Origin of the sequence: Steroidobacter sp. (assembly GCF_036406195.1) — a bacterium.
Classification (GTDB): domain Bacteria; phylum Pseudomonadota; class Gammaproteobacteria; order Steroidobacterales; family Steroidobacteraceae; genus Steroidobacter.
This window is the reverse complement of sequence record NZ_DASWVW010000060.1, coordinates 67,345-81,082: the sequence shown is the minus strand read 5'-3', so window position 1 is coordinate 81,082 and position 13,738 is coordinate 67,345. Positions and strand designations below refer to the sequence as shown.

Here is a 13,738-nt window from a genome sequence, read left to right as displayed (position 1 = left end):
GCAGGACGCATCTTGCGGCCGATGGCTGTGACGGGTATACAGCCTGAGCCTCTAACAGGTGAATTTTTATGGAAAAGTCCGATCTGTCGCACCACATCCTGAGTCGCTACAACGACGACCTGGAGCGCGTGCGTTCCAACGTCCTGCAGATGGGCGGGTTCGTGGAGGAGCAGCTCAAGCAGGCGGTCGCGGCCCTGGTTCAGGGCGACAGCCGGCTGGGCGAGCAGGTGGCGCGCGGCGATCAGAAGGTGAACGCCATGGAGGTGGCCATCGACGACGACTGCAGCCGCATCCTGGCAACGCGTAGCCCGGCGGCGTCGGACCTGCGCTTGATCGTGGCGGTCATCAAGACCATCACCGACCTGGAGCGCATCGGCGACGAGGCCGAAAAAATCGGCTACATCGGCTCGCGTCTCGCGGCGGTGGAACGACCGGCGGATCGCTATCGCGAGATCAAGCACCTCGGCCGGCTCGTCGGCGACATGCTGCACGAGGCGCTTGACGCATTTGCGCGCCTGGACCCCGAGGGGGCGGTAGCCATCGCGAAGAAGGATCGGCTGGTGGACGAGGAATACGAGGCCATCCAGCGTCAATGCATCACGTTCATGATGGAAGATCCCCGCACCATCCGCCGTGCCCTGGACGTGTTGTGGGTGGCGCGCGCGCTCGAACGCATCGGCGATCACGCCAAGAACGTTTGCGAGTACGTGGTCTACATGGTTCACGGCAAGGACATCCGCCATCTGTCGATGGAGGACGTCGAAAGGCATTTGCAATCGCGTTCGCAGCGTGAACAGGGCGAACCTCCCGCGCACTAATCCATGCTGACAATCAACCGTCGCGCGGGTAACGCGCTGGGCTTTCTCGCCTGTGTGGCGCTGATGGCGTACGCGCTGTACGCGGAGCACGTGCTCGGACTGGCGCCGTGCCCGCTATGTATCTTTCAGCGCGTCGCCGTGATCGTGGTGGGCGTGCTGTTTCTGATCGCCGCGCTTCACAACCCGTCGCGGAAGGGCGCGATTGCTTACGGTGCGCTCATCGATCTGGCCGCGCTGGTTGGCATAGGCATTTCGGCGCGGCACATTTGGATCCAGGCGCAACCGCCGGGCAGCGTCGCCGCCTGCGGCGCGGACCTGAATTATCTGCTGGAAATCCTGCCGGTCACCGAAGTCATCAACAAAGTGCTCACCGGTTCGGGCGAATGCGGCAAGGTCGACTGGACCTTGCTCGGCTTGTCCATGCCGTGGTGGGTGCTGATCTCCTTGGTGGTACTAGGCGTGTGGGCCGTGCTGGTGAACGTAGTGGCCCGAGCCAAGCCCTGGAAGTGAACGGTGACCAATGACTAATGAATAGTCAGAGATCGGAAGGTGCACCCTCCGGCTTTCTGACCATTCACTAGTCACCAGTCATTAGTCACTTCTCGTGCCTCATCTTGTCAGCATCAGCTCCATGATGCGCTCGTACATTGCCGACAGTTTCACGATGTCTTCGACGCGCGCATTCTCGTTCACTTTGTGAATGGTCGCATTGATCACGCCGAGCTCGACGACTTGCGCGCCGGTGGGCGCGATGAAGCGGCCGTCTGACGTGCCGCCGGTGGTGGACAGCTCCGGCGTGCGATTCACCTGTTCCTGAATCGCCTGCACCACGGCCTGCGACAGCGCGCCTGGTGCCGTGAAGAACGGCAAGCCCGACACGAACCACTCCAGCGTGTAGTTCACCTTGTGCCGGTTCAGGATCTCGGTGATGGTTGACTGCAGCTTTTCGACGGTCTGCTCGGTGGAGAAGCGGATGTTGAAGCGCGCCTTCAGCTCGCCGGGAATCACGTTGGGCGCGCCGGTGCCGGCGCTGATGTTCGAGATCTGGAAGGTCGTGGGCTGAAAGAACTCGTTGCCTTTGTCCCAGGTGCGAGACGCCAGCTCCGCAAGCGCCGGGGCAAAGGCGTGCACCGGATTGTCCGCCAGGTGCGGATAGGCAACGTGCCCTTGGACGCCGTGAACCGTCAGCTTGCCGGACAGCGAGCCGCGGCGGCCGATCTTGATCACGTCGCCGAGCACGTTGGTGCTGCTGGGCTCGCCGACCACGCAGTAATCGATCTTCTCGTTGCGCGCCTCGAGCACCTCCATGACGCGGCGAGTGCCGTCGACGGACGGGCCTTCTTCGTCACTGGTCAGCAGGAAGGCGAGGGTGCCCTTGTGATCGGGATACTTCGCGACGAAGCGCTCGGTCGCGGTGACCATGGCGGCCAGGCCGCTCTTCATATCCGCGGCGCCGCGGCCGTACAGGATGCCGTCCTTGATTACCGGCTCGAACGGATCGGTCACCCATTCCTCGCGCGGCCCGGTGGGCACCACGTCGGTGTGACCGGCGAAGCAGAGCAGTGGACGCTCGGTGCCGTGCAAGGCCCAGAGATTTTCCACTGGGCCGAACGGCATGCGCTCCAGCCGGAAGCCAGCCGCTTCCAGGCGCTGCCCGATCAGCTGCAGGCAACCCTGATCCTCGGGGCTGACCGAGGGACGACGAATGAGGTCCTGGGTCAGGAGCAGAGTCGGGTCGTCGGCGTGAGTCGGCAAGGCAGGAGCTCCAGGAATGCGACGCGGGAGGGATGGGAATCGGCGCGGTCTTATAGCCACCCAGGCCCCTGCTCGCAAGTGTGTTCTGTAAGTGGTTACACCGCCAGCGATTTCGCGCGGCCTCGCCAACTCGCGTTACGCCTTCAAAACGACTCGGCGCGGCAACGTTGCCGGCTGTAACACCACTGTCATCGAAGCTCGTCACACTGCCGCCCCGTAGGCAAACGGTTCCTCTTGGATGAACGAGGTTCGAAGCAATGAAGTTGTGGCACCAGTTGGGCGTGTCGGTGGTCCTGACCAGCTTCGTGGCGCTCGGCGCGCCGCAGTTCGCACATGCGCAGAACGTCATCAAGATCGATGGCTCCAGCACTGTGTTCCCGATCGCCGAGGCAGTCGCGGAAGAATTCCAGATTTCCAAGAAGGGCAAGGTGCGCGTCACCGTCGGCATCGCCGGCACGGGTGGCGGCTTCAAGCGCTTCTGCCGCGGCGAAACCGACATCTCCAACGCTTCGCGCCCCATCCTGAAGGAAGAAATGCAGGCGTGCGCGGCCGCGGGCATCAAGTACATTGAACTGCCTGTGGCGTTCGACGCGCTGACCGTCGTGGTCAATCCTCAGAACAACTGGGTGAAGTCGCTGACCGCCGCTGACCTGAAGAAGATGTGGGAGCCCTCGGCGCAGGGCCGCATCACCAAGTGGAACCAGGTGCGGCCCGAGTGGCCCGCGCAGCCGCTGGTGCTGTTCGGTCCGGGCGCCGACTCAGGCACATTCGATTACTTCACCGAGGCCGTGAACGGCAAGGCGAAAGCCAGCCGCGGCGACTACACCGCCAGCGAGGACGACAACGTGCTGGTGCAGGGCGTGGAGAGCAACAAGAACGCCATCGGCTATTTCGGTTACGCGTACTACATCGCGCACAAGGACAAGATGCGCGCGGTACCCATCGTCAATGCCAATGGCAAGGAAGTGCTGCCGAGCATCCAGGCCGTGAACGACGGCTTGTACGAGCCGCTGTCGCGCCCGCTCTTCATCTATGTGCGCGAGAGCGCCGCCGCGCGTGCCGATGTAAAGGAGTTCATCCAGTGCTACCTCACCGAAGGTGCCGAGCTGGCCAAGGAAGTGGGTTATGTCCCGCTGCCGGCCGAGGCTTACAGAGTGGCGTTGAAGCACTTCGCCGACGGCAAGCTGGGCACGGTGTTCGGCGGCGTGCCGGAGGTGGGCGTCACCATCGAGAGCCTGCTGGCTCGCGAGGGCAAGCTCTGAAAATCAAGCGGGTAGGGGCCCACGACGGGACCGGGTACGGCTGCGGGAGTGGGTCAAACTCTGGGATCGGGGGCGCCATGCCACTACAATGCGCCCTTTTCGCGGGCCGGGTATTTATGGCTTCCACTGCGGCGACAAAATCCGAACAGCTGATCTCGCGTAGCGGCTTGCGCTACCGCAAGATCCGCGACCGCATCATCGAAACCCTGCTGCTCGCGGCTGGCCTGGTGGCGGTGTTCACCACGCTGGCCATCGTCGCCATTCTGTTGATCGAATCGGCGGCGTTCTTCGAGCACGTCTCACTCAAGGAATTCCTCACCGACACGATGTGGACGCCGCTGTTCGCCGACGCGCACTACGGCATCCTGCCGCTGGTCGCCGGCACGCTCACCACTACCATCGTGGCGCTGCTCGTGGCCGTTCCGGTCGGCACCATCATCGCGATCTATTTGAGCGAATTCGCATCGTACCGGCTGCGCGAAACGGTCAAACCGATTCTGGAATTGCTGGGCGCGGTGCCGACGGTCGTGTACGGCTACTTCGCCCTGCTGATGGTCACGCCGTTGTTGCAGAAGATCTTCCCCGAGCTGCCCGGCTTCAACATGTTGAGCGCCGGCCTGGTGATCGGCCTGATGATCGTTCCTTACGTCGCGTCGGTGAGCGAGGACGCGATGCGGGCCGTGCCGCGCTACATGCGTGAAGGTTCCTACGCGATGGGGGCCACTCGTTTGCAAACGGCATTGCGCGTGGTCGTGCCGGGCGCGTTCTCCGGTCTCGCGGCGGCTTTCATTCTCGGCATTTCGAGAGCGGTGGGCGAGACCATGGTGGTCGCCATCGCCGCCGGCATGCAGCCGAACTTCACTTTCGATCCGCGCGAGCAGGCCGCGACCATCACGGCTTACATCGTGCAGGTCAGCCTCGGCGATCTGCCCCATGGCAGCATCGGTTATCAAAGCATCTTTGCCGCCGGCCTGGTGCTGATGCTGATCACGCTGTTCTTCAACGTGATCGGCTTCTCGCTGACCCGCAAGTTCCGCGAGGCGTATTGATGGAACAGCGACTCGGGCATCCTGCCACTGGCGCTGTTGCGCAGACGGAAAAAGGCGCGACTTTTTCCGCTGCGCTCGCCGCCTGCGGCGGCGGGCACATCCCTGTGCCTGGGGTTAACTAATATGGCTACCGTTCCCAATTCGCAGTTGCCCGCGTACCTGAACCCGGATTCGATTCGCACCGGGCTGTCGCGGCGCAAGCTGCTCGATCAGGTGTTCGTGCTGGTCGGCCTGATCCTGATGCTGGCCTGTCTCGGTATTCTCGCCGTGCTGTTCCTGGACCTGGTGAGCGACGGCGCCTCACGCTTCGGCTGGGACTTCTTTACCAATTTCCCGTCACGCCGTGCCGAGCGGGCGGGCATTCTCGGAGCCTGGGTCGGCACATCGCTGATCATGCTGGTCACGGCGTTTTGCGCGGTGCCCGTGGGCGTGGCCGCGGCGATCTATCTCGAAGAGTACGCGCCAAAGAACTGGTTCACCGCCATCATCGAGATCAACGTCACCAATCTCGCCGGTGTGCCGTCGATCGTTTACGGCCTGCTGGCGCTGGGCTTGTTCGTGTATCAGTTCGGGCTGGGGCAGAGCATCGCCGCCGCGGGCCTTACGCTAGCGCTGTTGATTCTGCCCATCGTCATCGTCGCCACGCGTGAATCGATCCGTGCCGTGCCGAAGTCGATTCGCGAGGCGGCCTATGGATTGGGCGCGACGCGCTGGGAAGTGACCAAGGATCACGTGCTGCCGTATTCCACGGGCGGCATTCTCACCGGCATGATCCTCGGCCTGTCGCGCGCCATCGGCGAAACGGCGCCCATCATCACCATTGGTGCGCTGAGCTTCATCGCCTTCCTGCCGTCTTCGCCCATTACCAGCGAATTCCCGTTCATTTCGTTTCAATGGTTGAAGGATCCGTTCACCGCGATGCCCATCCAGATGTTCAACTGGGTGTCGCGCCCGGACCAGGCGTTCCAGGCCAACGCCGCGGCGGCCGGCGCCATCCTGCTCGGCATGACCCTGATCATGAATGCGGTAGCCATCTGGATCCGCTACCGCTTCCGTAAAAAGATCAACTGGTGAGCCCCATGGAAACCACTACCCAACCGGGCCCGGCGCCGCGCGTTGTAAAATCAGCCGCGGGCCAGCAAGGCGCCAACGGCCAGGAGACTGTCTTGCGTAACGAAGAACCCGCCCGCTCCAGCCAACCAGCGGTGGGGGCGGCGCCGCCTCGGGTGGCGATCGCGGTGAACGACACTCGCCAGGCGCGCGCCATCACCAGCGTCAAGGCGCAGGTCGAGAACCTGAACTTCTATTACGGCCAGAATCGCGCGCTGAAGAACCTTTCCATTCCCATCGCGGACAAACAGGTCACGGCGCTGATCGGTCCGTCGGGCTGCGGCAAGAGCACGTTCCTGCGTTGCTTCAACCGCATGCACGATCTGCAGCCGGACACGCGCTACGAGGGCAGCATCACTCTGCACCCCGACAACATCAATCTGGTCGGCTCGGGCATCGATCCCATCGAAGTGCGCATGCGCATCGGCATGGTGTTCCAGAAGCCCAATCCGTTTCCCAAGACCATTTTCGAGAACGTCGCGTATGGTCTGCGTCTGCGTGGCGTGCGCAATCGCGCGATGCTCGCCGAAGAAGTGGAGAAGGCGCTGCGCGGCGCGGCCTTGTGGGATGAAGTGAAGGATCGCATGCAGGATTCGGCGCTGGCGCTGTCCGGCGGTCAGATGCAGCGTTTGTGTATCGCTCGCGCGCTGGCGACCACGCCGGAGATCCTGTTGTTCGACGAGCCGACCTCGGCACTCGATCCGATCGCCACGGCCAAGATCGAGGAATTGATTTCCACGTTGCGCGACCAGGTCACGGTGCTGATCGTGACTCACAACATGCAGCAGGCAGCGCGCGTGTCCGACTACACCGCCTTCATGTATCTCGGCGAGCTCATCGAGTTCGACGAGGCCGCCAAGATCTTCACCAATCCCCGCAAGAAGGCGACCGAAGATTACATTACCGGCCGTTACGGCTAGAGATCCGGGGGTGCGGCCATGACTCCCACGGAGCTGCCCGATCCCGTCGAAGGTCACACGGCCAGAGCCTTCGATGCGGCGCTGTCCGATCTGCGGCTGCAGATCGTGGGGATGGGCGGGCTGGTGATCGATCAGGTGTCCTCGGCGGTGCGCGCGCTGCTCGATGGCGATGCGTCGCTCGCGGAGCTGGTGCTGTCCCGCGAAGAGAAGGTCAACGAGCTGGAGCGTTTCGTCGACCGCGAAGCATTTCGTCTGATCGCGCTACATCAGCCCATGGCCGGCGACCTGCGCATGGCCAAGGCGGTCTCACGCATCACGGTGGAATTGGAGCGGGCCGGGGATGAAGCGAAGAAGATCGCAAAGTTTGCCGCCCGGGTCGCAACCGGCGAGCCGCAAGGCCCGGTACTCGCGGTGGCGCGCTTCCTTCGCCACATGGCGGAGCTCACGACGGGCATGCTTCGCGATGCCGTGCGCTCTCTGGATGAAAACAACGCGGACATGGCGCGCCAGGTCAGCGCCCGCGATTCAGAGCTCGATGATGAATTCGCGGCGGCCCTGCGGCAGATCATGTCCCTGGTCATGCAGGACGCGCGCTTTCTCGGCGCGACCATTGACACGGTCTTCGCCCTCAAGGGGCTGGAACGCATTGGCGATCACGCCAAGAACATTGCCGAGCAGGTCGTGTTCGTGTCCAGTGGCGAGGATGTCCGGCACCAGAAGAAGCATGCCGAGGCCGGCACGCCAGAGAAGTGATCAGTGGCTAGCGGTTAGTAGCTAGACAGAATAACGGTTGCTATCGCAGCTTCTGACTAACCACTAGCCACTAACCGCCAACCACTTTCCTTCAGTCGCGCAGCAGCTCGTTCAGGCTGACTTTGGCACGGGTCTGCGCATCGACTCGCTTTACGATGACAGCGCAATAGAGCGCGCACTTGCCGTTGGCGGAAGGTAGCGAGCCGGCGACGACCACAGCGCCGGCGGGCACGCGGCCGTAAGTCACTTCATCGCGCTCGCGATCGTAGATCTTGGTGCTGGCGCCGATGAACACGCCCATCGAAATCACCGCGCCTTCCTCGACGATCACGCCCTCGACGATTTCAGAGCGCGCGCCGATGAAGCAGTTGTCTTCGATGATGGTCGGATTGGCCTGCAACGGCTCGAGCACGCCGCCGATGCCGGCGCCGCCGGAGAGGTGGACGTTCTTGCCGACCTGGGCGCACGAGCCGACCGTGGCCCAGGTGTCCACCATCGTGCCTTCGCCGACGAAAGCGCCGACGTTGACGTAGGAGGGCATCAGGACGGAATTCGGCGACACGAAGGCGCCGCGGCGAACGACGGCATGCGGTACGACGCGCACGCCTTCGGCACGGAAGCGTGCCTCGTCGTAATCCGAGTACTTCAACGGCACCTTGTCGAAGAACTGCGTGAAGCCCGCTTCCATGGGCCGGTTGTCGTAGAGCCGGAACGACAGCAGCACGGCCTTCTTCAGCCACTGATTCACATGCCATTGGCCGTCGCGCTTTTCGGCAACGCGGGCTTTGCCCGTGTCCAGCATGGTCAGGGCCTGCTCCACGGCTCCGCGGATTTCGGTGGGCGCGTTCTTGGGATTGAATTCGGCGCGACGCTCGAAGGCGGCGTCAATGATCTTGGCTAGCTCGGTCATGTATACATTGTAGCTTAAATGGGCGGCCGACTATGACTAAAGTCAGTGGTCGGTTTGTGATCGTTTTGCTCGTCGACTCGCGGTCAGCGGCCGTTCTTCACGAACTCGCGAATGCGTGAGGCCGCCTCGACGCATTCGGGCACCGTTGCGACCAGCGAAATGCGCACGCGTCCGCGGCCCGGATTGCTGCCTTCCGGTGTCGGTCTCGCGATGTAGCTACCCGGCAACAGCGTGATGTGCTGCTGTTCAAATAATGCGCGTGTGAAGCGCTCGTCGTTGTCGACTTGCGGCCACAGGTAGAACGATGCCTCGGGCATCTCGACCGGCATGACTTCGCGCAGGATGGGCAGCACCGCTGCAAACTTCTGTCGATACAAGTTGCGGTTCTCGAGGACGTGAGCCTCGTCGTTCCAAGCAGCGATGCTCGCGAACTGCGCCGGCGGCGGCATGGCCGACCCGTGATAGGTGCGATAGAGCAGAAACGACTTGAGTACTTTCGCGTCGCCGGCCACGAATCCCGAGCGCAATCCGGGCACGCTGGAGCGCTTCGACAAGCTGTGGAATACGACGCAACGTTCATACGAGGTGTGGCCCGCGGCCGCAGCTGCTTGCAGCAGTCCTGCCGGCGGCTTTGCTTCGTCGAAGTAGATCTCGCTGTAGCACTCGTCGGAGGCAATGACGAAGTCGTGACGCTCGGCGAGCCGCAGCGCGTGTTGCAGATACTCGATGCTGGCCACCGCGCCGGTCGGATTGCTGGGCGAGCATAGGAACAGGATCTGGCAACGATCCCAGACCTCGGCGGGCACGCTGTCCAGATCCGGCAATGCCTCGTGCTGCGCGTCGTTGCGCATGAAGTACGGTTCGGCCCCGGCCAGCAACGCCGCGCCTTCATAGATCTGATAGAACGGATTCGGCATGACCATCAGCGGGCGCCGGCCGGGATCGGTGACCGCTTGCACGAAGGCGAACAACGCTTCGCGAGTGCCGTTGACCGGCAACACCATGCTCTCGGCCGAGAGCGAGCCGTTCGGCAACTTGAACCGACGAGTCAGCCAGTTCGCGATCGCCTCACGCAACTGCGGAATGCCTGCAGTGGCCGGATAGCTGCCAAGGCCCGTCATGTTCGCGGTCAGGGCCTCGACCACCAGCGGTGGAGCAGGGTGACGCGGCTCGCCGATATACATGGCGATGTGTGACAGGCCGGCGGGCGGCTGTGCACCAGCCAGCAGCGCTCGCAGCCGTTCGAAGGGATACGGCTGCAGCTTGTTCAGAGCGGGATTCATACGCGGCGGTCGAGTGTTTCGGTGATTTTTTGCGCCAGCTGTTGCTTGGCCTGCTCGTTCAGCGGCCCGCCGGCGTCGTCGGTGACATAGAACACGTCTTCGGCGCGCTCGCCGACCGTCATGATCTTGGAGGTATAGATCCTCACGTGCTCGTTCATGAACACCTGGGCCACTTGCGAGAGCAGACCCGGACGGTCGCCGGCAATGATTTCGACGATGGTACGACCATTCACCGGGTCTTCACTGAACGTGACCTGGGTTGCGGTCGTGAACATGCGCACCTGGCGTGGCGCGCGCCGGGTGACTGTCACCGCGACGTTATCCGGCTTTGCCAGTGCATGCGAGAGCTGCTGCTCGATATCGCGAATGCGCGCGGGATCGGTGATTTCGGCGCCGGTGTCTTCCAGCACGTGATACACGTCTAGGCTGAAGCCATCGGCGGTCGGCGTGATGCGCGCATCGACAATGTTCAGGCCGAGTTGGTCGAGCACGGCAGTGGTGCGCGCGAAGCTGTGTTGGGTCTGCGGCGTGTACGTCGAGATACCCGTGCCGCCGCGCCCCGAGAGCTGCTGCACGGACACGAGTGACACCTGATCATTGCTGTCACGTTCCGAAAGCATCTGCGTATGCCAGGCGATTTCTTCCGGCGTGTGCCGGAGGAAATAATCGACCGTGAAACGCTGCCAGACCGATTGGCGCAGGAGGTCGCCGACGCCGGCGAGGGCGGTCAGATCTTTCGCGCGCGCCTGCGTTTCGGCGATCAGCTCGTCCTTGTCGAGCGGGCTTTCGAGGCCGCGGCGCAGGGCTTGCCGCGTGCGCTCATAGAACTCTGCGAACAGCGATGCCTTCCAGTTGTTCCAGAGCTTTGGATTGGTGCCACGAACATCCGCCACCGTCAGCACATACAAGTAATCCAAGTGCGTCTGGTCGCCGACGTGCTTGGCGAACTCGTTGATGACCTTTGGATCCGAGATGTCTTTTTTCTGCGCGGTAACCGAGAACACCAGGTGATTGCGCACCAGCCATGCGACCAGGCGCGCGTCGTAACGCGATAAGCCTTGTTCGAGACAGAACGCTTCGGCGTCCACCGAGCCCAGCTCGGAGTGATCGCCGCCACGGCCCTTGGCGATGTCGTGGAAGATGGCCGCCAGGTAAGCCAGCTCCGGCTTGGGCAGCGACTGCATGATGCGCGACAACGCCGGGAACTCGTGATCGTACTTCGGCATCGCCAGCCGACGCAGGTTGCTGACTACGAACAGCGTGTGCGCGTCGACGGTGTACGCATGAAACAAATCGTATTGCATGCGGCCGACGATGCGGCCGAACGCGGGAATATAGCGGCCGAGCACGCCGTACAGGTTCATGCGGCGCAACTCGTGGGTCACTCCCACGGGCGCGCTCAGGATCTCGAAGAACAAGCGATGATTGCGCGGGTGCTGACGAAACTCTTCGTCGATCAACCACAGGTGCCGCGTCAGCTGCCGGATGGTCGAGGCGCGCACGCCGCGGATCTTCTCCGAGTTCTGCTCGATGATGACGAACAGCTCCAGCATGGCGGAGGGATAGCGGTCGAACACGTCCTCGCTGGTGACTTCGAGGAAATCGTTCCTGATCTGGAAGCGCGCGTTCACCGGCACCGGCGGTTCGTTCGAATCGGTGATGGCTTCGCGAAACAGCTGCAGCAGCATTTCGTTCAGCAGGCTCACGTCCATGGCCGTGCGGTAATACCGTTGCATGAACTGTTCGACCGCGAGCGTGTAGGTCGCGTCCTCGTAGCCGAACATCTTGGCGAGCCGGATCTGATGATCGAACAGCAAACGATCCTCGCGGCGCGCGGTCAGCACGTGCAGCGCGAAGCGGATCTTCCATAGGAAGGCCTGCGCCGTTTTCAGCTTGCGCAGCTCGCTGCGGGTGAGGAAGCCGTGCTCGACCAGCTCGTCCAGCGATTCGGCGCCGAAATGCCGCTTGGCGACCCAGCCGATGGTCTGGATGTCGCGCAGGCCGCCGGGGCTCGACTTCACATTGGGTTCGAGGTTGTAGGCGGTGTCGTAATAGCGGTGATGGCGCGCGGTCTGTTCGTTGACCTTGGCTTCGAAGAAATCGCGAGTCGGCCAGACGCGCTCGGGCGCGAGCGCGCGGCGCATGGCTTCGAAGAGCTGCTCCGGGCCTTGCAGCAGGCGTGCTTCGATCATCGTGGTCGCGACACTCACGTCGGCCGCGCTCTCGCGCTGGCAGTCGTCGATGGTGCGCACGCTGTGGCCCACTTCCAGACCGATGTCCCACATGAAGGTGAGAAACTTTTCCAGCGAGCCCTGCCACGGAGCGGCTTCGCTCTTGGGCAGCAGGATCATGATGTCTATGTCGGAGCACAGGTTGAGCTCGCCGCGGCCGTAACCGCCGACGGCGATCAACGCCACGTCGCGCACATGCTCGCCGACGTGCATCGACCACGCGGTTTTCAACAATGCGTCGACCAGGCGGGCGCGGTCGCGCACCAGGCGCTCGACCGGCTCGTCATCCAGGAAACGTTGCTTGAGGCGGTTGTCGCCTTCGGTCAGGGCATTGCGAAAAGTGTTGACCTCGCGCGGATGCGCCGCGAGCGTCGACTGCAACGAGGAGAGATAGTCCCAGGAGGGATCGCTCGCCTGCGTGGCGGCGAGATCGTCCAAGTCATCGGGAGTAATTACCGGCATAACCCATTAAATACTCGGGATCGGGCATCCTGCCACGACCCTCGTGCGAGCGAGCAAAAAGGCGTGACTTTTTGCTGCTCGCCGCCTGCGGCGGCGGGATACTTCCCTGTACCCGGGCAGCGCCCGGTAAGTACCGCTGTAATCCTCACTATTGTACTCAGCGCTGGGCCGCGCCGAGCGTGAGCACTTCGTAGCCGGTGTCAGTCACGAGGACTGTGTGTTCCCATTGCGCGGACAAGGAATGATCCTTGGTGATGACGGTCCAGCCGTCGGGCAGCAGCCGCACGTGACGCTTGCCGGCATTCACCATGGGCTCGACCGTGAAGGTCATGCCCGGGACCAGCTCGATGCCGCGGCCTCGCTCGCCATAATGCAGCACTTGAGGATCTTCGTGGAAGATTCGGCCGATGCCGTGTCCGCAATACTCGCGCACGATCGACAGGTGTTGCGGCTCGACGAACGCCTGGATGGCGGCGCCCAGGTCGCCCAGGCGTGCACCAGGACGGATCATCCGGATGCCGGTCCACATGGCCTCATGGGTAATGTCGATGAGCCGCTGCGCGGACGGCGCGATCTTGCCGACCGTGTACATCCGGCTGGTGTCGCCGTGCCAGCCGTCCTTGATGACGGTCACGTCGATATTGATGATGTCGCCCTGCTTGAGACGCTTGTCCGTGCTCGGGATGCCGTGGCAGACGACATGGTTCACCGAGGTGCAGACCGACTTCGGGAAGCCTCGATAATTCAAGGGTGCCGGGATCGCCTTCTGCACATTGACGATGTAGTCGTGGCAGCGGGCATTGAGCTCCTCGGTGGTGACCCCAGGAACCACGAACGGCCCGATCATGTCCAGCACGTCCGCCGCCAGGCGGCCGGCGACACGCATGGCCTCCTGCTCGGAAGGGGATTTGATCGTCACCTGCATGGAGTGTGGGGCGGAAGGCAGGGAGGCGGCCGCGCTTTCCTCGGTACCCGAGACGCGCCGGTTCAGCGATTGCAACAGCCCGCGCATCATGGGGTTGCGCCAGCGCGCGTGCCGGTCAGCTCAGCCCGGCAGGGGCGCGAACCGGGGCCACGGAAAAATTTGTGAATGATCATGGAGTTTATGGTATAAAGCGCGCGTTTTTTTGGCAACGAATCTCTCTGGTTTTAACTGTTTTCAACCTGATTTCTCACACCTGACCG

The 13,738-nt window shown here is 62.8% G+C and carries 12 protein-coding genes; 7 read left to right on the top strand and 5 right to left on the bottom strand.

The window, feature by feature from the left end; all coding sequences use genetic code 11:
- Window positions 1–68 precede the first annotated feature (68 nt).
- Both phoU (VGE08_RS23635) and VGE08_RS23630 read left to right on the top strand, forming a co-directional pair.
- On the top strand, window positions 69–818 hold the full coding sequence (gene phoU, locus VGE08_RS23635) for a phosphate signaling complex protein PhoU (RefSeq protein ID WP_331070393.1): 750 nt from the start codon (window positions 69–71) through the stop codon (window positions 816–818).
- Between the two features lie 3 nt (window positions 819–821).
- Window positions 822–1,328 (top strand): disulfide bond formation protein B, encoded by a 507-nt coding sequence (locus VGE08_RS23630; RefSeq protein WP_331070392.1) that lies wholly within the window; start codon window positions 822–824, stop codon window positions 1,326–1,328.
- Window positions 1,329–1,427: 99 nt separating this feature from the next.
- Here the strand turns inward: VGE08_RS23630 and dapE are convergent, their stop codons facing one another.
- Complete coding sequence (gene dapE / locus VGE08_RS23625) at window positions 1,428–2,573, bottom strand: succinyl-diaminopimelate desuccinylase (protein WP_331070391.1); 1,146 nt, start codon at window positions 2,571–2,573, stop codon at window positions 1,428–1,430.
- Window positions 2,574–2,830: 257 nt separating this feature from the next.
- Here dapE and VGE08_RS23620 point away from each other — a divergent pair, with 257 nt between their 5' ends.
- The 5 genes from VGE08_RS23620 to phoU (VGE08_RS23600) all read left to right on the top strand — a co-directional run bounded on the left by VGE08_RS23620 (window position 2,831) and on the right by phoU (VGE08_RS23600) (window position 7,667).
- Complete coding sequence (locus tag VGE08_RS23620; protein WP_331070390.1) at window positions 2,831–3,835, top strand: PstS family phosphate ABC transporter substrate-binding protein; 1,005 nt, start codon at window positions 2,831–2,833, stop codon at window positions 3,833–3,835.
- Window positions 3,836–3,951: 116 nt separating this feature from the next.
- The gene (gene pstC, locus VGE08_RS23615) at window positions 3,952–4,884 is read left to right on the top strand and encodes a phosphate ABC transporter permease subunit PstC (protein ID WP_331070389.1); all 933 of its coding nucleotides are present in this window, start codon (window positions 3,952–3,954) and stop codon (window positions 4,882–4,884) included.
- A gap of 123 nt (window positions 4,885–5,007) precedes the next feature.
- A complete protein-coding gene (pstA, locus tag VGE08_RS23610) occupies window positions 5,008–5,958 on the top strand; it encodes a phosphate ABC transporter permease PstA (protein ID WP_331070388.1) in 951 nt (316 codons plus the stop codon).
- Between the two features lie 158 nt (window positions 5,959–6,116).
- The gene (gene pstB / locus VGE08_RS23605; RefSeq protein ID WP_414717531.1) at window positions 6,117–6,914 is read left to right on the top strand and encodes a phosphate ABC transporter ATP-binding protein PstB; all 798 of its coding nucleotides are present in this window, start codon (window positions 6,117–6,119) and stop codon (window positions 6,912–6,914) included.
- A gap of 18 nt (window positions 6,915–6,932) precedes the next feature.
- Entirely contained in the window at window positions 6,933–7,667 is a 735-nt protein-coding gene (gene phoU / locus VGE08_RS23600; protein WP_331070386.1) for a phosphate signaling complex protein PhoU, read from the top strand.
- Window positions 7,668–7,758: 91 nt separating this feature from the next.
- On the opposite strand, the gene dapD is transcribed toward phoU (VGE08_RS23600), so the two are convergent.
- From dapD to map, 4 genes are all read right to left on the bottom strand, one after another.
- Window positions 7,759–8,577, bottom strand: a complete 819-nt coding sequence (gene dapD / locus VGE08_RS23595; RefSeq protein ID WP_331070385.1) for a 2,3,4,5-tetrahydropyridine-2,6-dicarboxylate N-succinyltransferase — start codon at window positions 8,575–8,577, stop codon at window positions 7,759–7,761.
- Window positions 8,578–8,660: 83 nt separating this feature from the next.
- Window positions 8,661–9,860 (bottom strand): succinyldiaminopimelate transaminase, encoded by a 1,200-nt coding sequence (gene dapC / locus VGE08_RS23590; protein WP_331070384.1) that lies wholly within the window; start codon window positions 9,858–9,860, stop codon window positions 8,661–8,663.
- On the bottom strand, window positions 9,857–12,553 hold the full coding sequence (gene glnD, locus VGE08_RS23585; RefSeq protein WP_331070383.1) for a [protein-PII] uridylyltransferase: 2,697 nt from the start codon (window positions 12,551–12,553) through the stop codon (window positions 9,857–9,859). The genes dapC and glnD overlap by 4 nt, the downstream gene beginning before the upstream one ends.
- A 157-nt stretch (window positions 12,554–12,710) precedes the next feature.
- Window positions 12,711–13,478 (bottom strand): type I methionyl aminopeptidase, encoded by a 768-nt coding sequence (gene map / locus VGE08_RS23580; RefSeq protein ID WP_349258791.1) that lies wholly within the window; start codon window positions 13,476–13,478, stop codon window positions 12,711–12,713.
- Between the last annotated feature and the right edge of the window lie 260 nt (window positions 13,479–13,738).

Coding starts and splice junctions, on each gene's coding strand:
- phoU (WP_331070393.1), top strand. CDS start 69: ATGGAAAAGTCCGATCTGTCGCACCACATCCTGAGTCGCTACAACGAC.
- VGE08_RS23630 (WP_331070392.1), top strand. CDS start 822: ATGCTGACAATCAACCGTCGCGCGGGTAACGCGCTGGGCTTTCTCGCC.
- VGE08_RS23620 (WP_331070390.1), top strand. CDS start 2,831: ATGAAGTTGTGGCACCAGTTGGGCGTGTCGGTGGTCCTGACCAGCTTC.
- pstC (WP_331070389.1), top strand. CDS start 3,952: ATGGCTTCCACTGCGGCGACAAAATCCGAACAGCTGATCTCGCGTAGC.
- pstA (WP_331070388.1), top strand. CDS start 5,008: ATGGCTACCGTTCCCAATTCGCAGTTGCCCGCGTACCTGAACCCGGAT.
- phoU (WP_331070386.1), top strand. CDS start 6,933: ATGACTCCCACGGAGCTGCCCGATCCCGTCGAAGGTCACACGGCCAGA.
- dapD (WP_331070385.1), bottom strand. CDS start 8,577: ATGACCGAGCTAGCCAAGATCATTGACGCCGCCTTCGAGCGTCGCGCC.
- dapC (WP_331070384.1), bottom strand. CDS start 9,860: ATGAATCCCGCTCTGAACAAGCTGCAGCCGTATCCCTTCGAACGGCTG.
- glnD (WP_331070383.1), bottom strand. CDS start 12,553: ATGCCGGTAATTACTCCCGATGACTTGGACGATCTCGCCGCCACGCAG.
- map (WP_349258791.1), bottom strand. CDS start 13,478: ATGCAGGTGACGATCAAATCCCCTTCCGAGCAGGAGGCCATGCGTGTC.